Annotated in this window: 16 protein-coding genes; 5 read left to right on the forward strand and 11 right to left on the reverse strand. The window is 71.8% G+C overall.

The window, feature by feature from the left end; all coding sequences use genetic code 11:
* Window positions 1-179 precede the first annotated feature (179 nt).
* The 3 genes from VIM26_RS15895 (at window position 180) to VIM26_RS15905 (ending at window position 2,550) form a co-directional block, all read left to right on the forward strand.
* Entirely contained in the window at window positions 180-1,115 is a 936-nt protein-coding gene (locus tag VIM26_RS15895) for an SDR family oxidoreductase (RefSeq protein ID WP_331952883.1), read from the forward strand.
* A 14-nt stretch (window positions 1,116-1,129) separates the two neighbouring features.
* Window positions 1,130-1,858 (forward strand): NADPH-dependent F420 reductase, encoded by a 729-nt coding sequence (locus tag VIM26_RS15900; protein ID WP_331952911.1) that lies wholly within the window; start codon window positions 1,130-1,132, stop codon window positions 1,856-1,858.
* A 113-nt stretch (window positions 1,859-1,971) separates the two neighbouring features.
* Complete coding sequence (locus tag VIM26_RS15905) at window positions 1,972-2,550, forward strand: TetR/AcrR family transcriptional regulator (protein WP_331952885.1); 579 nt, start codon at window positions 1,972-1,974, stop codon at window positions 2,548-2,550.
* Window positions 2,551-2,571: 21 nt separating this feature from the next.
* Here VIM26_RS15905 and VIM26_RS15910 read toward each other — a convergent pair whose 3' ends face one another.
* The 8 genes from VIM26_RS15910 to VIM26_RS15945 all read right to left on the reverse strand — a co-directional run bounded on the left by VIM26_RS15910 (window position 2,572) and on the right by VIM26_RS15945 (window position 11,967).
* Complete coding sequence (locus tag VIM26_RS15910; RefSeq protein WP_331952887.1) at window positions 2,572-3,405, reverse strand: hypothetical protein; 834 nt, start codon at window positions 3,403-3,405, stop codon at window positions 2,572-2,574.
* A 104-nt stretch (window positions 3,406-3,509) separates the two neighbouring features.
* On the reverse strand, window positions 3,510-5,840 hold the full coding sequence (locus tag VIM26_RS15915; RefSeq protein ID WP_331952889.1) for a hydantoinase B/oxoprolinase family protein: 2,331 nt from the start codon (window positions 5,838-5,840) through the stop codon (window positions 3,510-3,512).
* A 47-nt stretch (window positions 5,841-5,887) separates the two neighbouring features.
* Window positions 5,888-8,014, reverse strand: a complete 2,127-nt coding sequence (locus VIM26_RS15920; RefSeq protein WP_331952891.1) for a hydantoinase/oxoprolinase family protein — start codon at window positions 8,012-8,014, stop codon at window positions 5,888-5,890.
* A 1-nt stretch (window position 8,015) separates the two neighbouring features.
* A complete protein-coding gene (locus VIM26_RS15925; protein ID WP_331952893.1) occupies window positions 8,016-8,465 on the reverse strand; it encodes an acetone carboxylase subunit gamma in 450 nt (149 codons plus the stop codon).
* Window positions 8,466-8,515: 50 nt separating this feature from the next.
* Window positions 8,516-10,378: a hydantoinase/oxoprolinase family protein gene (locus VIM26_RS15930; protein ID WP_331952895.1), complete on the reverse strand. Its 1,863-nt coding sequence runs from the start codon at window positions 10,376-10,378 to the stop codon at window positions 8,516-8,518.
* Between the two features lie 152 nt (window positions 10,379-10,530).
* Window positions 10,531-11,043: a multicopper oxidase domain-containing protein gene (locus tag VIM26_RS15935; RefSeq protein ID WP_331952897.1), complete on the reverse strand. Its 513-nt coding sequence runs from the start codon at window positions 11,041-11,043 to the stop codon at window positions 10,531-10,533.
* Window positions 11,016-11,399, reverse strand: a complete 384-nt coding sequence (locus VIM26_RS15940; protein WP_331952899.1) for a hypothetical protein — start codon at window positions 11,397-11,399, stop codon at window positions 11,016-11,018. The genes VIM26_RS15935 and VIM26_RS15940 overlap by 28 nt, the downstream gene beginning before the upstream one ends.
* A 79-nt stretch (window positions 11,400-11,478) precedes the next feature.
* On the reverse strand, window positions 11,479-11,967 hold the full coding sequence (locus VIM26_RS15945; protein ID WP_331952901.1) for a hypothetical protein: 489 nt from the start codon (window positions 11,965-11,967) through the stop codon (window positions 11,479-11,481).
* A 263-nt stretch (window positions 11,968-12,230) separates the two neighbouring features.
* Between VIM26_RS15945 and VIM26_RS15950 the strand changes: the two genes are divergently transcribed.
* Window positions 12,231-13,256 (forward strand): zinc-dependent alcohol dehydrogenase, encoded by a 1,026-nt coding sequence (locus VIM26_RS15950; RefSeq protein ID WP_331952903.1) that lies wholly within the window; start codon window positions 12,231-12,233, stop codon window positions 13,254-13,256.
* A 30-nt stretch (window positions 13,257-13,286) separates the two neighbouring features.
* On the forward strand, window positions 13,287-15,473 hold the full coding sequence (locus VIM26_RS15955) for a RecQ family ATP-dependent DNA helicase (protein WP_331952905.1): 2,187 nt from the start codon (window positions 13,287-13,289) through the stop codon (window positions 15,471-15,473).
* 601 nt (window positions 15,474-16,074) lie between these two features.
* Here VIM26_RS15955 and VIM26_RS15960 read toward each other — a convergent pair.
* From VIM26_RS15960 to VIM26_RS15970, 3 genes are all read right to left on the reverse strand, one after another.
* Window positions 16,075-17,055, reverse strand: a complete 981-nt coding sequence (locus tag VIM26_RS15960) for an aminoglycoside phosphotransferase family protein (RefSeq protein ID WP_331952907.1) — start codon at window positions 17,053-17,055, stop codon at window positions 16,075-16,077.
* A gap of 424 nt (window positions 17,056-17,479) precedes the next feature.
* Entirely contained in the window at window positions 17,480-18,445 is a 966-nt protein-coding gene (locus VIM26_RS15965; RefSeq protein WP_331952913.1) for an NAD-dependent epimerase/dehydratase family protein, read from the reverse strand.
* 136 nt (window positions 18,446-18,581) lie between these two features.
* Window positions 18,582-20,107 (reverse strand): AMP-binding protein (locus tag VIM26_RS15970; RefSeq protein WP_331952909.1); only part of this gene is annotated, 1,526 nt, incomplete at its 5' end.

Genomic DNA, 20,107 nt, shown 5'->3' on the forward strand with positions numbered 1-20,107 from the left:
TCGCCCGCGCCCTCACGCTGCTCACCGAGGAACTCAACGCCCAACCCGCCAACCTGCCCGGCGACCGCCGACCCTTGACCTACCTCATCGCCGCGGCATCAATCACAACAGTCAGCCCGGCACTACTTCCGGAGGTCTGAGGCTACCTGCCCTAATTAGGACCCTCATGAGGAGTAGTAATGCGCGTTTTTGTTACTGGCGGGACCGGCCATTCCGGTTCGTACATCATCGGCGAGCTCATCGCCGCCGGGCACGAGGTCACCGGCCTGGCCCGGTCTGACACGGCTGCGGCGGCGTTGTCCGCGCTCGGCGCGAAGGTGCGCCGCGGCGACCTCGAGGATCTCGACGGGCTCATGGAGGCGGCCGCGGACTCCGACGGCGTCATCCACGTCGCGCACCGGCAAGACCTGCTTCCGTTTGGCGGGATGGACGCCGTGTCCGCCGCGGAGCTCCCAGTCATGCTCGCGTACGGCGAGGCACTCGCGGGAACCGGAAAGCCGCTGGTCGCGGCGGGGAGCATAGGCTCGTCCGGGCAGCTGGGCCGGCCGGCCACCGAAGAGGACCCGGCCCTACCCGTCGGCGATGAGCACAAGGGCACCCTGCGGGTTCGCAACGTCGTGGAAACCGCCGTGATCGACCTCGCCGAGCGGGGAGTGCGATCGTCGGTCGTGCGGATTGCCAACATCGCGCACAGCACGACCGATCGTGCCGGCTTCCTCCCCACGCTGATCGCGCTCGCGCAGGAGAAGGGCGTCGCTGGCTACCCCGGAGACGGCGCGAACCTGTGGAACGCCGTGCACATCCGCGATGTCGCCTCCGTGTTCCGCCTGGCGCTGGAGAAGGGCCCGGCCGGCAAACACTGGCACGCGGTTGGGGACGAGGGCATCCCGCTCCGCGAGATCGCCGAGGCCATCGGCAGCCGCCTGGGCCTGCCCGCCGTAAGCATTCCCGTGGACGAACTGATGGTGCCGGGATACTTCGGGTTCCTCGCGAACATAGTCACGCAGAGCTACCCGGCGTCCAACCTCATCACCCGCCGGACCCTCGGCTGGGAACCAGCACAGCCCGGCCTGCTCGCCGACTTGGACAACGGCCACTACTTCCCCGCCAGCTGACGGCAGGGATCCGAATCGCAACGCGCCCTGCACCTGACAAATGGCGCGGCTCTGAACAAGGGAAGCTGAAAAATATGACGACTGTGGGAATCATCGGAAGCGGACAGCTCGGCAGTGCCATCGCGCGGCTCGCCATCGGCGCTGGGCACCAGGTCGTGCTCAGCAACTCACGCGGTCCCGAAACGCTCGCGGACACGGTCGCGAAACTGGGGCCGCGGGCGTCCGCGGCGACGAGTAGGCAGGCCGCGGCGGCCGGTGACATCGTCGTGGTCACGGTGCCGGTCAATGCCTTCCCCGACGTGCCCGCCGCGCCGCTGGCCGGGAAGACGGTCTTCGACACGTGCAACTACGGCCCCGAGCGTGACGGGCACATCCCCGAGCTCGACGGCACGTCGCTCACCTCGAGCGAGCTGCTGCTGCGGTACCTCCCGGACGCCACGCTCGTGAAGGCGTTCAACAACATCTTCTTCAAGCACCTGCTGGCACTCGCACGCCCGGCAGGGGCGCCCGACCGCTCGTACCTGCCGATCGCCGGCGACTCCGCGCCTGCGAAGGCGGCAGCGACCGAGTTCATCGACTCCCTCGGGTACAGCGTCGTGGACGCAGGACCGCTGGCCGATAGCTGGCGGCAGGAGACGGGCACGCCGGTGTGGGGGACCCCGTATGGACCGTACTCGAACGAGTTGGGCGAGCCGGTCGGTGCGGACGCCATCCGCGCGGCACTTGCCACCGCGAGGCGTTAACCGCTCTTCGTCATCATTCACCCAGTTTCGATTTCTACCGTAGCTGGGCTAACCTAAGCGGGGCAGTGCACCGGATATACGGGCACTGCCCCGCTTACCAACCCGGGAGACCCATGCGAGCCGACGCCAGGAAGAACTACGACCGTCTGCTCGCGGTCGGGCGCGACGTCGTGACCGAGCACGGCGCCGAGGCGTCGCTGCGCGACGTCGCCCGCAAGGCGGGCGTCGGGCTCGGCACGCTGTACCGTCACTTCCCGACGCGAGAGGCGCTGCTCGAGGCCTTGCTCCGCACCAACGTCGACGAGCTGACCGCACAGGCAGCCGACCGCGAAACGTCGAGCACACCCGAGGATGCCCTCATTTCATGGCTGCGCGACAGCGTCGCGCTCACCCATGAGTACCGGGGTGTTGCGGCACTGCTGACGGCCGCCATGGAAGACACCGAGTCCGCACTCAACGCGTCATGCGTGGCGCTGCACGACGCAGGCACGCGGGCCCTCGAGCGCGCCCACGCCGCGGGCAGAGCGCGGACCGACATCGACGGCACTGACCTGTTCGCGCTGATCGCGGCACTTGCGTGGCTCTACGATCAGCCCTCGCTCGCGCCACGCGCCGATCACCTCGTCGGTGTCATCTCCGGCGCGGTCCTGAACTCGTCCCTCACCTCAGCGGCAGGGCCCCGGCAGATGTGAGACTTAGCCCGATCCCACTGCCTAGTGAGCCGAACTCACCACGGCCTGAGGCTCGCTCAGGCTCGAGATGCGGGCCAGCACCGTCTCGGGCAGCGCGGCGGCAGGGATCTCGGCGAGCACGAAGTCACCCGCCGGGAGCTCGGCGTCGCCCGCGAGCCAGAACTCCGGCCCGACGATCCCGCCGCGCTCATCGCCGGCGCTGACCTCGACGCTCTTGTCGCTGCGCAGCGCGAGGGTCCATCCGTAGTGGCCGGTGACGTTCGCGACGGGTGAGTAGGTGTCGAGCGGCACGACGGCGGGCTCGGTGCCGCCCGCGGGGGACCTGTCGTCGAGCAGCACGCCCGCGAGCGCCAGGGACGCAAAGTTTCGCAGCCAGTCCGCGACGTACATCGAGGCGTTCTCCGCGTTGTCGGCATCGAGCACCTGGTCCGAACCGGAGAGGTGATGCGTGCGCGCCAGCCACTGCATCGGGGACGGGATCTGCACCACGACGGGAGCGTGCTGGGTCGCCACGACGGTGGTGACGAGCTCGGTGACTCCGGCGGTCGTCGCCGGGTCGCCGAGCAGGGTCCGCAGGGCGAACCCGGTCCGGCTCTTCGCACCCATGGCTGCGCGCAGGTCGGGGTCGCCCTCGAGCCGTTCGGCATACCAGCGGTCGAGGGGCAGCAGGACGACGTCGGCCTTGAGCACGCCTTGGGCCTGCCCCAGGAAGTTCGAGTACGCCATCGGCTCTTGCCACGGGACCGGTCGCCCCTGGAGGAAGACGGACCGGGCGTAGTCGTGGCAGTCGAGCAGTACCGCGCGCGGGCGACCGGACGGCGGGGACGCGATGACGGCCGAGAGGGAGTTGTTCATGAGGATCCTTCGTCAGACAGGGGCGGATGCCGGGGAGCCGCGGACGTCCCCCGCCCGAAAAGCTCGGGCGCGGGACGTCCGCGGTCACACTGGGCGGGGTCCGGTCAGGACTTGTGCACGGCCACCTCGCCGTACTTCTGCTCGAGCTCGAGCACGCGCGCCTCGAGCCGCCCGATCTTCAGCACCCGGCGGTCCGGGACCATGACCAGCGGCAGCTCGGCGAGCTTGCCCTTGACCCGCTCGGGCTCCAGGCCGCCCCAGTGGGTCGCGAGCAGCTCCTCGTCGTTCTCCTGCCCCCAGGATCCGTAGTAGAGCAGCTCGGCCGGCGGCTCGTCGGTGACGAACTGGGCGACGAACTCCTTGTACGGCGTGCCGCGGGCGATCCGGTCCCGGCGCAGCTGGGCCCGCAGGTCCGCGGTGGCCTGCTCGTGCACCACGAAGGTCTCGGGGTCCCACACGACGCCGTACATCTGCGCGGCGGTCTTCGCGGAGATCCGGTCGAGCTCAAGGTCGGTCACCACGAGCTCCGGATCGCGCTCCAGCACGTCGCCGTAGCCGCCGCCGGCGCCCTGGGCGATCATGTACAGCTCGCCCTCCTTGGCGACGTCGAACTGCAACCCCATGTGCGCGGACTGGTAGTCGCCGCCGTCGTACGGGCGCTCGTTCATGACGCGTTCCATGGACAGGTCGAACTGGGTCGGGTCGTCCTTGATGATGTCGTAGATGTTGATGCCCTTGACGATCGCGAGCGGGTAGACCGGGCACCCGTAGCCGCCGAACATCCCGGGCACCGAGGAGAACTTCGATCCGGACGTCACCGTCATGAACCCCCAGCTCGGGGTGCCCCGCGAGGCGACGATCATCTCGTAGCCCATGCCGCCGCGGAACTTGCCGAAGCCCTGGTTGTCGCGCACCAGGCGCTTGCTCACCAGCTGCAGGAACGGAACCTCCTCCTCCATGACCTCCTGCTCGCCGATGTCCGCCATGGCGCAGAACAGCGGGGCGACGGCGTCCTCCCCGTCCCGGAAGGCCTTGGCTCCCCCGCCCATGCCGTTGAGGTCGGCGCACAGGTTGCCGACCTGCTCGCCGTTCTGCGTGGTGCCGCCCCACAGGAAGTCGTTGATCTGGTTGAACCACGGCGCGACGACGTTGGAGTACTTCTTCGGGGACGAGAACTGCATCTTGGCGAACGCGGTCTGCAGCGCGGAGAACCCGCGGAAGGAGGCCTGTAGGGACTGCCCGACCGGCGCGTCGTACCCGGCGTCGGCCCAGCTGTGCTCCTCGGTGATGACCTCGATCGGCGACAGCGCGCCGGTGCTCCGCGGCAGGTCCGGCCACCAGTAGGACAGGATCGCCTGCGCCATGAACGCCTTGGTCGACGCGAGCGGTGAGTTGATCGCGCGGTTGAGGATCTCCGGTCCGGTGCCGGTGAGGTCCACGATCAGCCGGTCCCCCTTGACCGTGATCTTGCACGCGAACTTGATCAGGATGTTCTCCTTGAGCGTCGAGTCCACGAACTGGTTGAACGTCACCGTGCCGTCCGGCAGCTCGGTGATGCGCCGGCGCACCTCGGTCTCGACGTCCTCGACGGTCATCCGCAGGGAGGCGACGAACGTCTCCTGCCCGACCTCGTCGATGAGCCGGTCCACGGTCTCCATGATCCGGCGGACCGCGCCCATCTTGACCTTGATGTCCGCGAGCATCAGCTTGGGGTCACGGGTCGAGTGCTGCAGGAACGTCAGCAGGTCGCGGCGGAGCAGGCCCTTCTCGACGATCTTGATCGGGGAGGCTCGCAGCCCGTCGTCGAACGGGGTCTCGGAACCGGACGGCATGCCGCCCGGCTCGCAGGCACCGTTCTCGCCCTCGTGGATCGTCGCCCCGACCCAGGCGATGATGTGCCCGTCGCGGATGACCGGCACGAGCATGGACTGGTCGGTGTTGTGGACCATCCCGAACCGCGAGTCGTTGTGGAAGAAGCCGTCGCCGGGGTTGATGCCGACGGTGGGCTCGTCCTTCCAGTTCTTCATGATGTAGCGGATCGGGTGGTGCAGCACCGCGGAGAAGGCGATGACGCCGCGGTTGGACAGGTACGTGACGTCGCCCTGCGCGGTGTAGACGGCACAGGACAGGTCGGCCCACTTGGCGCCGGGGGCCGCGCCCATGGACTCGCACATCTCGAAGGCCTCGTCCAGCGCCCCGGCGAGGCGCTTGCGGATCCGGTCGACCTCGAGGGAGTCGACCCCCAGCGCGATGCACTCCTCCTCGTAGGCCGTGCGAGGCATGATCTCGTGGTGCCGCATGATCTCCGGGTCCGGGCCGAGGAACAGCGTCGTCTCGTCCATGAACTTGTCGACCCACTGCTGCTCCTGGCCGGTGAGCAGCTGGGATTCGCCGGACTCGCCGGTCACGTCGGGGGCACTCGTTGAAAGCGTCATTGGTCTCAAAGCTCCTTGGGTCGCTGCAGGGAAGGTGGCGGGGGTTGTCAGTCGCTCAGCAGCCACACCGCGCCCTGCGCGGTGGGTTCGAGCCGCCAGCCCGGTTCGACCAGGTAGGTGGTGTTCTCGGTGGTGACGATCGCCGGACCGTGGATGACGCAGTCGTGCCGCAGGGCCTCGGCGTCGTAGACGGAGGTGTTGACCGGCCCGGCGATGCCGGTGAAGTGCACTGGCCGGGTGGCGATCGGCGTCGGCGCCGTCTTCTGACCGCCGCCGAGGATCGAGTCGAACTCGATCACCTCGCCCTCGATGAAGGACGCGACCCGCAGCGTCTGCACCCGGATGCCCGCCTCGGGTGCCTGGGTGCCCGCGCCGTAACGCTCGCCGAAGATGTCGGAGAACGTCTTGATCAGGTGCAGCACGTCCGCGACGCCGCCGACCCGGTTGATGTCGAACGAGACCGCCGTGGTGACGAGCTGGTTGCCGTAGCGCATGTCCATCTCGAGGCGGTACTTCACCTCGGCGCGGTCGTAGCCCTGCCGCACGAGGTCCTCGGCGCCCTTGTCCTCGAGCTCGCTGATGTAGCCGTTCAGCACGTCGTACGCGGTGTACAGGTTCCGCTTGAGGGGCTCGTACAGCACGATGTAGGCGCTGCGCTCGTGGATGTGCAGCGGGCGCATGTTCCCCGCCCCCAGCGCGGAGAACACCGACGCGAACGGCGGGAAGAGGATCTTGGCTATCCCGGCGCTGGCGGCGATCCCGCACGCGTGCAGCGGGCCGTTGCCGCCGTAGGCGAGCATCGTGTAGTCCTCGATCAGGCCGCCGCGCGAGCGCAGCTCCTTCTCGATGCCGATCGCCATCTGCTCGTCGACGGTCTTCTTGATGACCTTGGCGACCTCGACCGCCTCCAGGTCGAGCTCGTCCGCGAGGGTCTCCTCGATCGCGTAGATCGACCGCTTCTTGTTGAGCTGGATGTGCCCGTTCGCGTAGTTGTCCGGGTCCAGGTAGCCGAGCACCAGGTCGGCGTCGGTCACGGTGGGCTGCAGACCGCCGCGGTCGTAGCAGGCGGGGCCCGGGTCCGATCCGGCGGACTCCGGACCGATCTGGATGGCGTGGTGGATCCGGTTGTACGCGGCGATGGAGCCGCCACCGGCACCGAGGGTGTTGAGGTGGATCATCGGTGCCGACACCAGCCAGCGGCCGATGGTCGGCTGGAAGTCGTAGTGCCGCACTCCCCCCTCGGGCACCAGCCCGATGTCGAACGACGTGCCGCCCATGTCCATCGAGACGACGTCGCCGAGCCCGGTGGACTCCGCGAGGTGCTGGGCCGCGCCGACCCCGGCGATCGGGCCGGAGTGGATCGTCTGCAGGGAGTCGGTGGAGTTGGGCTGCGCCATGCCACCGGAGTTGTGGATGACGAGCATGGGCTTGCGGTAGCCGGAGTCCCGAAGGTTGCTGGACAGCTGGTTCAGCGCGTGGAACATCGTCGCGTGCAGGAACGCGTCCACGATCGTGGCCATCGCCCGCACGTACTCGCCCTTGCGGCCGGACACCTGGCTGCTGAGCAGCACCGGGATCGAGCCGAGCTCGTGCGTCGGGTACTCGTCGAGGATGATCTCCAGGATCCGGTCCTCGTGCACGGAGTTCTCGGTCGCGTTGGTGAGCGCGACGACGATCGCCTCGGCGCCGTTGTCGACGAGCTCGCGCACCTGGGCGCGGACGTCGTCGTACAGCAGCGGCACGAGCACCTCGCCGACCGAGTCGATGCGCTCGCGGACCGAGCGGATCAGGCGCCGCGGCACGAGCGGGTCCGGGCGCTGCGCGTCGGGCATGTCGCCCTGCTTGACGCCGTCGAGCCCCTCGCCGTAGCCGCGCCCCCGGGACAGCGGGATGGTGTCCTCGAAGCCGTGCGTGACGATCGCCGCCACCCGGGGCCCCTTGCCCTCGATCAGCGCGTTCGTGCCGAGCGTCGTTGCGTAGCGCACCGAGTCGACCTCGCGCAGGGCGGTCTCCCGGGAGATGCCGGCCCGTGCGCACGCCCGGTCGAGCGCCTCGTTGAAGCCCAGGGCGAGGTTGTGGTGGGTGGTGAGCGCCTTCGACTCGATGTACAGGTCGTCCCAGACGAAGAAGCAGTCGCTGAACGTGCCGCCGATGTCGACCGAGATCCGCTTCATGTCAGTTCCTCTCCGAGCGGTGGGCATGGCCACCCGCGGTGTCGAATCGTGCGCTGAGGTCGGTGACGGCGTTCTCGCCGGGGCCGTAGTTGACGACGTCCTCGGGGTTGTCCCCGCGCTTTTCCCATTTCGCGCGCAGCGAGTCGATGTCCCAGATCATGTCGACCGTCGGCGGGTGGCCCGGCGGGAGGTATTCGGCCTCGATCTGCGTGCCGCAGGTGGGGCAGTAGAACTCGAGAATGCGGCAGAAGGTCGGGTCGGGCGAGAAGGTGAACTCGTACCTCTCGGGATCGATGACCGGGGGGTGGATCTCGCGGGGGTCCCGGTCGTATACCAGGGTTCCCTCCTTGTAGTTGCCGCGCGCGTCACCCAGGTCGTGGGCGCAGATCCGGCACAGCCACCGTTCGGTGTCGAGATCGATCAACAGGTACTCCGTCATGGGGACGCGCATTGTCTGCTTTCCTTTCTTGGGCACGGCGGGGGTGGTGTACGAGCGCGCCGTCATTCTGCGGCCGCGACGAGGTCCGTGAGCAGGAGGTCCCCGGCGGTGGAGACCACCAACTGCCAGCCGTCCGGCACCCGGGCGGTGAAGAAGGGACCCTCGACGATGGCCGGGCCGGTCGCGCTCGCGCCGGGCACCTGCTCGTCGAGCAGGTAGACGGACACCGGGTCGATCCGTGCGGCGCCGGACCGGACCTGCCGGGTGCCGGCGGCCACGGCCGGGCTCGGCTCGGCCGGGCGGCCGGCGTCGATGGACGGGTGCGGCAGGACGAGGGTCGCCTTGAGCGCGAGGATCTCGCGGCCGTCCTCGCGCAGGTTCGTCCACTCGAGCTCGCAGTCGTCCAGGTCGTGGCCCTCCTGGAACATGTTCCGGGCGGCGTCGGTGCGCATCGCCTGCCGTGCCGCCTCGACGGCGTCAGCGTCCAGACCGGTGACGTCGCTCTCGTAGGACTGGGCGATGTCGGAGAAGCTGATCCCGTACGCCGAGAACACGGCCGCGAGTCGCGGTACCAGGACCTGCCGCACGCCCGCGATCCGCGCGGCCGCGCACGCGCTCATCGGCCCGCCGCCGCCGAACGCGGCCAGGGTCGTGCGATCTCCGGGCTCGACGAAGCGGGCGAAGGAGAGCGCCAGCTTCTGCGCGTACGTCTCCTCCATCGCGATCAGGGCCTCCTCGAGGCTGACCCCGAGCGGCTCGGCGATCGCCCGGGTGATGACGGCCCGCGAGCGTTCGGCGTCCAGCGCGAGCTCGCCGTCGAGGTACGTGGCCGGGTCGAGGACGCCGAGCAGGAGGTTGACGTCCGTGATGGTCGCCTGGGTGCCACCGAACCCGAAGCACGCCGGGCCGGGCGCGGCGCCGACGCTGTCCGGGCCCACCGTGATCTCCCCGTCGTGCACGGCGATCACCGAGCTGCCCCCGACCCCGGTGGAGTGCACGTTGCTCAGCTCGTAGGAGATGTCGACGCCCTTGATGGAGCCGCGCCGGTCCACCGAGATGGTGGAGTTCGTGACCACCCCGACGTCGGTCGTGGTCCCGCCGACGTCGATCATCAGGACGCTCGCGAGATCGTAGGCCTCGGCGATCGCCCGGGTGCCCTCCAGCCCGCCGCGGGGTCCGGACGAGTAGGTCTTCAGGGCGACGGACTTCGCGACGCGCGAGGACGCCCCGTCGTTGCGGTAGATCAGCAGCGGGTTCTTGACCTTGTAGGCGCGCAGCCGGTGCTCGGCGCTGTACAGGAAGCGCTCGACGGTCGGGTGCAGGAAGGAGTTGAGGATCCCCGACCAGATCTGGCGCGTGCGGGAGGTGTCCGAGGCGAACTCCCGGGAGAACAGGATCGGGACCGACCCCAGCAGGTGCCGGGGGAAGTTCTTGAGCATCGCCCGCTTGTACAGGTGCTCCCGCTCCGAGCTCAGCGCCGAGACCACGAGCCGCTCGGCGCCGGAGGTGGTCAGGCGGTTGATCTCGGACACCAGCCGCTGCGCGAGCTCGTCGTCGGTCCCGTCCGGGGACACGACCGCGACGCGGGCCCCGACGAGGTCGTCGAACAGCGACGTGGCCGCCGCAGAGGAGCGCAGCGCGCCGGCGAGCGCGGGGTCGTCGGTGATCAGGCCGATGAGCGGCCCCTTGCGCTGGACCAGGGCGTTGGTGCCCTGCGTGGAGGAATAGCGGATGTGCGCCGTGGAGTGCAGGAGCTGCGCGAGATCGGCCTTCCCGTACAGCTGCACCGAGGCTTTCGTCATCGCGCCGAAAAGGCACTGCGAAAGGTCGACCGGCGTCGTGAGCGTCTTCGTGAAGGTGAACTCGGACCCGCTGCCGACGACGATGTCGGTGAGGGTTCCGCCGTTGTCGATATTGATCAACATGAGCGCTCCTTTGCGTTGGCGTTGATGGGGGCGCGGCCTCGTGAAACGGCCATGACCCAATGTGGCCCCAGGCTCGGCGCGCGAGGTGTCCCATATCTGGACAGTTGTGCGCAGGCGCGTATCGCGATGCGGCGGGACATTCCCGCCCGGCCCTACTCGGGCTTGTTCGCCGCGCCGCCGCCCACCCGGAACGGCTCGCTGATGCCGGCGTACACGAGGTGCGCCACGAGGCCCTGGTCGGCGTGCGGCAGGTTGTGGCAGTGGTCCAGCCAGATGCCGGGGTTGTCGGCCACGAACGCGAACCGGCGCCCGACGGCGTAGGTGAAGGTCCGGTCCGCGCGCCACGGGTCGAACCCGAGCGACACCGGGCGCCCGTAACTGAGCAGGTCGAGCGTCGCGGTCGGGGCGACCGTCGCCGCGTCGGCGGGTGCGCGCGACCCCGTCGGCCCGACGACGACGTCGGCTCCCGCGCCCAGTCGCACCAGGGCGGCCGAGCCGTCCGCCGGGGCGACGAGCTCGAGGTCCGCGCGACCGCCCGCGGCCACCAGCACCGCCTCGCCCTCGACCGGCGTCGGCCCGGACAGGTCGCGACCGTCGATGGCCAGCACCCGCAGCGGCGCGCCCACCACCCAGGCATTCAGGACCGCGTTGTCGGTGTTGACCACCCGGACGCGCGTCGTGGAGCCGGGTGTCCGGGGGTGCTCCCGTCGATCGTGAAGCCGTCGAACCTCGCGCCGCCCGGCAGCGTGACCCGCTGTGCGGCCGCCTCGAGCGTGACGGACACGTCGGGCGTCCGGTCCGTGGGCCCGGTGAGCGCCGCGACGCTCACGTCACCGGGCTGCGCGGGCGGGCCACCCCACCCGGCCGAGTCGTGCGCCGCGTGCCCGGGCGCGATCGGGCCACCGCCCGCGTCGACGTACCCCATGCCGAGCACGGAGTAGGTCGCAGGGACGAGGCTGGTCCACCAGAACCAGCCGACCGGGGCGAGGATCGCGACCGCCCCGACGACGGCGGCGACCACCCGCCGTCGGGCAAGCGCCGAGGGCCCAGGGACGGGACGCCCCCGAGGACGGCCGGGCGATCGTGCCCGAGCTCACCGCCTAGACGGACGCGCGACCGCGACCGAAGCGACGTGTCCGGGCCTTCGTCTCGGCGTACTCGGCCGGGGTCTCGGCGCTGGACGCGTCGTGCGGGGCCGTGGTCCGCAGCCGCTGGGCCGCGGCGGCCGACATGCCGGCGATCGCGAGGGCGTTCAGGCCGTGCAGCGCACCGACCACCGGCGCGGCGAAGGACAGGCCGGCCAGGATGCCCTGCAGCGCGACGAGGCCGAACACGATCGAGGCCCATTTCACCGCGCCGGGAATCTTGAGGAAGAACGACACGACGAAGAAGATGAGCGCGACCGCGGGGATCACGATGTACCCGACGTTGGCGTGCAGGGACTGGGCGAAGTTGCGGGTGTCGGAGGTGATGACCGCCCCGTTGTCGATGTCGTGGAGCATCGCGAACGTCCCCCACGCGATCGCCGCAACCTGGACGACCACCAGGGCGGCGATGAGCCGCGCAAGCACGATGTAGGCACGCTTCATGGCAAGCCCTTCTTCCTGGTAGTCCGGGCGCCAGGTACCGTGCCGGCGCCGTCGGCCAACAGACAAAACGCTAGAGGCGTTGGGTCCGGAATGGAAGGTTTTACGCCACTTCGACGCCTTCCGGGCGACCTCCGCCGGCCCGCGCGCGAGCCGCGTCCGGGCAGGTCGGCGGGCCCTTCGTCCCGGGCCGCGCGGGTTGCCCCGACCTAGCGTTGGAGTAACGAGCATCAAACCCGGCGGAGCCCAGCGCGAGGAGGCACACGATGGAGACCATGCGGGCCGCCGTCGTTCGGTCGTTCGGTCGGCCGCTGTCGATCGAGCAGGTACGGATCCCCGCCCCGGGACCCCACCAAGCCCTGGTCAAGGTGGAATACACAGGTGTGTGCCACACCGACCTGCACGCGATCCGGGGCGAGTGGGCGGTGCCGCCCGCCCTGCCGTTCGTGCCCGGTCACGAGGGCCACGGTTCGGTCGTCGTGCTCGGTCCCGACGTGTCGGGCGTGCGGATCGGCGAGCGCCTCGGCGGGACCTGGCTCGCGAGCGCCTGCGGTGAGTGCGCCTACTGCCTGGCGGGCAACGAACCGCTGTGCCCCCACCAGGAGAACTCCGGCTACTCCGTCGACGGCAGCTTCGCCGAGTTCATGCTGGTCGACACCCGGTACGCCGCGCGCATCCCGGCCGGCTCGGATCGCGTCTCGGTGAGCCCCGTGCTGTGCGCTGGGGTCACCGCGTACAAGGCCCTGAAGGTGTCCGGCGCCCGACCCGGCCAATGGGTCGTCGTCTCGGGCATCGGCGGGGTGGGCCACCTCGCCGTGCAGTACGCGCGCTCGATGGGCCTGCGCGTCGCGGCCGTGGACATCGACGAGTCGAAGCTCGCCCTCGCCCGCAAGCACGGCGCCGAGGTGACCGTGAACGCCCTGCGACAGAACCCCGGGGCCGAGCTCGCGGCCCAGGTCGGGGGTGCGCACGCCGCGCTCATCACGGCCGTGACCACCGCCGCGTTCGAGAACGCGCTCGACATGGTGCGCCCCGGCGGCACCGTCACCCTGGTCGGCATGCCGCCGGGCGCCTTCCCGATCGACATCGCCGACACCGTCCGCCGCGGGCTGACCGTGCGCGGCTCGATCGTTGGCAGCCGACTCGACCTTGCCGAGGCGCTCGACCTGTACGCGACGCGCGAGGTGGACCCGAGCGTGACCCTGCGCCCGCTCACCGACGTCAACGCGGTGCTGGACGAACTGGCCGCGGGACAGATCGACGGCAGCGTGGTGCTGGACCCGACGGCGTAGCGCGTGGGTGGGTCTGTCTACCATCGACCCATGACTCTTCCGGAGACGACCGAGGTGCGCCCGACGACCGGGACGCCGGCGGACCGCGATGCCCTGCGCGCCCAGGCCCAGGCTGCGCTGGTCGCGCTGGTCGGGCGCGACGACGCGGTGCTGCGCGCCGATCAGTGGACCGCGATCGAGGCTCTGGTGGCCGACCGCCGTCGGGCACTGGTCGTGCAGCGCACCGGGTGGGGCAAGTCGGCCGTCTACTTCGTCGCGACCGCGCTGCTGCGCGCCGCCGGGGCCGGGCCGACGGTGATCATCTCCCCGCTGCTCGCGCTGATGCGCAACCAGGTCGACGCGGCCCAGCGCGCCGGCATCCGCGCGGAGACCATCAACTCCGCCAACGTCCAGGACTGGTCGGCCGTCCAGGCCCGCGTCGCGGCGGGTGAGGTCGACGTGCTGCTGGTCTCCCCCGAGCGGCTGAACAACCCCGGCTTCCGCGAGGAGGTGCTCCCCCGGCTCGCCGCCACCGCGGGGCTCGTCGTGGTGGACGAGGCGCACTGCATCTCCGACTGGGGCCACGACTTCCGCCCGGACTACCGGCGCATCCGCACCCTGCTCACCGAGCTGCCCGACGGCATCCCGGTGCTGGCCACCACGGCCACCGCGAACGCTCGGGTGACCGCCGACGTCGCCGAGCAGCTCGCCGTCACCGGCGCCGTGGGGCACCACCTCGCGGACGTCCTGGTGCTGCGCGGCACGCTCGACCGGGAGAGCCTGCACCTCGCGGTGCGGGAGCTGCCGACGACGGCGGCCCAGCTCGCCTGGCTCGCGCACAACCTGCCCCGGATCGAGGGCTCCGGGATCGTGTACTGCCTGACCGTCGCGGCGGCCCAGCAGGTCGCGGAGTACCTGCGCAACTCGGGGCTCGCGGTCCGCGCGTACACCGGGCAGACCGACACCGCCGAGCGCGAGGTGGCCGAGCAGGACCTGCTCGCGAACCGCGTCAAGGCGCTCGCCGCGACCTCGGCGCTCGGGATGGGCTTCGACAAGGGCGACCTCGCGTTCGTCATCCACCTCGGCGCGCCCGCGTCGCCGATCGCGTACTACCAGCAGGTCGGCCGCGCGGGGCGCGCCACCGAGCGCGCCGAGGTCGTGCTGCTGCCCGCGCGCGAGGACCGCGCGATCTGGGACTACTTCGCCTCGATGGCGTTCCCGCCCGAGCTCGAGGTCCGCGCCACGCTGGCCGCGCTCGAGGCGTCCGGCACGCTGTCCACGGCCGCGCTGGAGACCCGGGTGTCGCTGCGGCGCAACCGCCTGGAGCTCATGCTCAAGGTGCTCGACGTCGACGGCGCGGTCCGCCGCGTGCGCGGCGGCTGGGAGTCGACCGGCGACGCGTGGGCCTACGACGCCGACCGCTACGAGCGGGTCGCCGCGACCCGGAAGGCCGAGCAGCAGGCGATGGTCGACTACGTGCGCGGCGACGAGTGCCGGATGGCCTTCCTGCGCAACGCGCTCGACGACCCCGACCTGGTCGCGGGGTGGCGGTGCGGGCGCTGCGACGTGTGCGGCGGGGCCTCGGCCGACGCCGCGCCGGACGCCGCGGAGATCGAAGCCGCCCGCGAAAGGCTGGCCGTCCCCGGCGTCGAGCTCGAGTCCCGGCGGCAGTGGCCGTCCGGCATGGCGGGCCTGGGCGTGCAGCTCACCGGGAAGATCGCGCCCGGCGAGCGCGCCGAGACCGGCCGGGCCGTCGGGCGCCTGGACGGGATCGGCTGGGGCGGGCTGCTGCGGGACCTGTTCGCGCCGACCGCCACGCCCGACGGCGGGCTGCCCGTCGCGCTGCGCAAGCCGGTGCTCGACGTGCTCGGGGCCTGGCCGCTGGACCCTGCCCCCGCGGGCGTCGTCTTCGTCGAGTCGGCGAGCCGCCCCGAGCTCGTCCAGCACCTCGCGCAGGGGGTGGCCCGGCAGCTCGGCATCCCGGTGGTCGGCTCGGTTCGACCGGACCCGGAGCACGGACGCGGCCGGCACGACGTCAACTCCGCGCAGCGCCTCGCCGGGGTGGCGAAGCGCCTCGAGCTCGACCTGTCGGAGCAGTCCGCCGCGGGCCTGCCCGGCCGCGCGGTGCTGCTGGTCGACGACCGGACGGACTCCGGCTGGACGCTGACCGTGGCCGCGCGGCTGCTACGGCGGGCCGGGGCCAGCGCGGTGTACCCGTTCGTGCTCGGGATCGGCTGAGGGAGCCAGGCAGCGCCGGCCGGCGGAATCGGCCGGCGGAATCGGCCGGCGGAATCGGCCGGCGGGATCGGCCGGCGGGATCGGCGGGCGAAACCGGCCGGCGGGATCGGCGGGCGGGATCGGCGGGACGTTTCCGCGGGAACGTTCCGTCTCAGCCTTCGAGCGGGACACGCTCGCGTCTTGGCCTGGCCACGTCTTGGCCCAGATACTGCGCACATCGGTGCCTCCTGCGCACATCGGATGTGCGCAGCGAACACGGATGTACGCAGTCTGCGCCGGTCGAGGCAGACGGGACGGCTTCGAGCGGGAAACGCTCACGTCTTGGCACGGCATGACCGAGCTGCCGCCGAATCAGCCGCCCCCGAGAAGTGTGTCGACCGTCAACCACGCGCGGACCCGCGATCGCACCCAGAGACTGCGCACATCGGTGCCATCTGCGCACATCCGATGTGCGCAGCGAACACGGATGTGCGCAGTGTGCGCGGGTCAAGGCGGTCGGGACGTTCGGGAGCGGCTCTGCGTTTCCGCGGGAACGTTCCGTCCCGGCCTTCGAGCGGGAAACGCTCACGTCTTGACCCGTCGTGACCGAGCTGCCGCCGGCTCAGCCCTCGCCGAGAAGTGTCGCGGCCGTCGACCACTCGCGGGCTCGAACGAAGTCGCCGTCGGCCCCGCGGAAGCCCGTCCACCAGCCCCGGTTCGCGGCCCAGAGCGCGGACTCGATGCTGCGGGCCGTCGACCAGGCCGCGATCCGCGCGCCGTCCAGGCCCGTCAGGTCGGCCAGCGCGCGGGTGCGCTCGGCGAGCACGCCTGCGGGTGTCCCGACGGTCGCCCAGTCGCCGACCTGCGTGAGCAGGGGCCACGGGTCCCAGGCGAGGTCGCCGAGCACCGCCTTGGGGTCGATCGCGACCCAGCCTGCCGCCGCGCCGGAGTCGTCCCGCAGGATGTTGCCCGGGTTGAAGTCACCGTGCGCGAGCCCCTCGCGCGGGGCGTCGAGCGGCAGGGTGCGCAGCAGGTCCACCGCATGGGCGAGGAGACCCCTGTCCAGCGAGATCGGCGCCGAGCCGGCTAAGCGGTCGATCCGCTCGCTCGCGATGTCGGCGAGCCCGGCAGCGACCCGGGTCACGGTGGGGAACGGCCCATCGGCCGGAACCGCCGCCTGCGACATCTGTTCCATGAGCTCGGCACCGATGCGGACGTGCTCGAGGTGATCGAGCCCCTCGTCCCGCAGCGCAGTGCCGGGTGTGCAGCGCGCGAGCAACAGGGCCCAGTCGTCGTCGTGCGAGTCGAGGATCCGCACCGCACCTCGCCCGGCCCAGACCCGAAGCGCCGCCGCCTCGTGCCGGGCCTCGTCGTGCGGGTAGGAGAGCTTCAGCACCGCGGCGGTTCCGGCCGGTGTCGTCACCCGGGCCGTCCACGCAGCCGTCCCGTCCTCGAACGGTCGGCCGAGGGTCAGTCGCCACCGCTCGGCGGCGCGCGCCACGAGCGTGGGGAGCGCCTCAAGCCACTCGTCGCCGCCCTCGGCGCCTGCCACGGAGTGGCGCAGCCTCTCCGGCGCGATGGTCATCTGCGGCACGATGGTCATCGGTCGAGTGTTCCACGCCGCATGACCGGTCCAGGCCGGTCGCCCGTCGGGCCGGGGCAGCCGGATACGTCCCAACTGGTTTCCGTCGGGGCGGCCGCCGGGCGTGGCCGTTCGGTCCGGGCACCGGCCGACGAAGCCCGTGAACGGGAGATCCGGGCCAGCCAGCCGCCCCAACTCGGCGTCTTGACGCAGACTGCGCACATCGGTGCGGCCTGCGCACATCGGATGTGCGCAGCGGAGACGGATGTGCGCAGGCTGCGACTTTTCGACGGCGCGGACCCGGCGGGACGGCGACGACGTTTCCGCGGGAACGTTCCATCTCAACCTTCGAGAGCGAAACGTTCGCATCTTGGCTTTCGGGCGGACCGGCGGCTCTTAACCGGTCGGTCCGGGGATCGGCTGACGACGCCGGAAATCCATCAGGTCAGCGATAGCTCGCAGCGAGCCGCTCGAAGCCCTCGTCGAGGGTGACTGCGGGCTGCCAGCCGAGCGCCTCGCGGGTGCGGGTCAGGTCGAACCAGTGCGCTGTGGACAGCTGTTCGGCGAGGAAGCGGGTCATCGGGGGCTCGCCCCAGCCATGGCGCCCGCGCCACGCGGCCTCGATGACGCCACCGGCGGCCCGGGCGAGCCCGGCGGGCACCGACCAGGCGGGCGCGGGCACCCCCGCGGCGGCGCAGATCCCGGCGAGCAGGTCGCGGACGGGGCGGGGCTCGCCGTTGGTCACGACGTACGCCGCTCCGTACGCCGCACCCGGGGCCGCCAGGGCTGCCGCGATCGCGTCGGCCGCGTTGTCGACGTAGGTCGTGTCGATCAGCGCGGTGCCGCCGCTGAGCAGCGGCAGCCGCCCGGACCGCGCACGCTCGACGACGCGCGCGACCAGCTGGGTGTCCCCCGGTCCCCACACGATGTGCGGGCGGACGGCGACGACGCGCAGCTCGGGCGAGTCGGCCGCGAGGGCGACGAGCTCGGCGGCGGCCTTGGTCCGGGCGTAGGCGCCGTGCGCGCGGGCAGGGTCGGCCGGGTCGGCGTCCGCCCCGATGATCGACGCGCCGAAGTGGGCGACCGACGGTGAGGAGATCATCACGAACCGGCGGACCCCGGCGGCCCGAGCGGCGTCGAGCAGGGTGCGCGTCCCGTCGACGTTGACGGCGCGGAAGTCCTCCTCCGCGCCCGCGAACGACACCTTGGCAGCGAGGTGGATCACCACGTCGCACCCGTGCACCGCACGCGCGACGGCGGCCGCGTCGGTCACCGAGCCGAGCACCTCCTCGGCGCCCGGCACGCCCGCCGGGCGGCGCTGGAACGTCCGCACGGCGTGGCCGTCCCGCTGCACCCGGAGCGCGACCGCGCGCCCCAGCATCCCGCTCGCGCCCGTCACCAGAACGCGCAAGCCGTCCGCGGTCACTGCACACCTCTTTCGCGGCCGGCCAAGGCCCGACCAATCGGAGGTGACGCACCGGGCGACTGCGCCAGCGTCCGCACGCTCGCAGCCAGCCCAGCAGGTCCCCCGGCCAAGCCCTGACCGCTCACAGCCGACCCGTTCGTCCGCCCGCGAGCACGCGCTCGGCCCACCGCGCGATCCTCGTGCGGTCCACCTTGGAGTTGTGCCGGACGTCCGTCGGCAGCATCGGCACCGCGAGCACGGCGGCGACGGGCCGGCCGACCGCAACCCGGACCCGCTCCGCCAGCTCGATCGTCGCCAGGCCGGGACGGCGAACCGGCGAGTCCGTCTCGACCACGAGCACGACCTGCTGGGCGCCCGCGGGTCCGACCCCGACCGCCGCCGCCCGGCGCACCTCGTCCAGCCCCTCGGCCCGGCGCTCGAGGCCGACCGGAGTCAGGACGCCGTCGGGCGTGGTGATCACATGACTCAGGCGGCCCTCGACCCATAGCCGGCCGGCGTCGTCCAGGTGCCCGACGTCGCCCGTGCGGTGCCAACCGGCGTCGCGCGCCGCGGCCTGCTGGGTCAGCCAGAGGCGGTCGTAGTGGTCCATCACGTGCGGTGCCCGCACCAGGATCTCCCCGGTGGGCCCAGACGTTCCCGACCGAACGCCGGCAGGAACCCCGACGGCGGCACCCACCGCGTCGAGCGCGCTCACCGCGAGCTGCACGCCGCGAACCGGCCGCCCGACGCAGACCCCGTCGCCGCCGTCGCCGGCCGCCCGGATCTCGGTGAGCGAGATGTCGGTCACCGGGAGCACCTCGGTCATCCCGTACGGCGTGTGCGCGCGGGCCCCCGGCATGAGCTCGCCCGCGGCAGCGAGCAGCTCGGGCGGCACGGGGGCGCCGGCCGAGAGGAACAGCCTGACTCCGCCGAGGGCATGGCGGCCCGCTCCGCGCAGGCCCGCGGCGCTCTCCACCACGCCGGTGAGCGCGGCCGGTGACGCGAACACCACGGCCGCGTCGATCGCCGCGACGGCGGCGGCGAGCGCGGCCGCCGTGAGGGTCCGGGGCGCGGTCACGTCCATGTCGGGACACGCGCAGGTCGCGCCGAGCGCGGGCCCGAGCAGCGCGAACGGCGCGAACCCGGCCACCAGCGCGGTGCCCGGCCCGATCCCGTAGGTCGCCCCGACGGCGTCGCGCATCGCGGCGAGCTGCCCGTGGGAGTACGTCACGCCCTTGGCGGGACCGGTCGAGCCGGACGTGAACAGGATCGCTGCGGGGTCCCGTGGCCCGGGCGCGGGCGGCAACGGCTCGCCGGCCGACCGGCGGCCGAGGTCCGCGAGCTCGACCAGCGTCGTCCAGACCCCGAGCAGCAGCCGGGCCCCGGGCGTCAACGGACCCGCCGCGATCCGCCGGGCGGGCCAGCCCAGCGCCCGCGCGGCGAGCAGCGCCCGCTCGACGCCGACGACGACGTCCGGGCTCGCGCCGCGCACGGCCCGGGACAGACCGCGGACCCCCAGCCCGGCGTCGGCCACCACGACGACGGCGCCGATCCGCAGGCACGCGTAGAGCGTCGCGGTGAGGTCCGCGCCCGGCGGGACGAGCAGGCAGACCCGCTGGCCGGGCACCACGCCGGACGCGACCAGCCCGCGGGCCAGCTCCTCGACGC

The sequence above is a fragment of the Pengzhenrongella sp. genome (assembly GCF_036565025.1).
Lineage (GTDB): Bacteria > Actinomycetota > Actinomycetes > Actinomycetales > Cellulomonadaceae > Pengzhenrongella.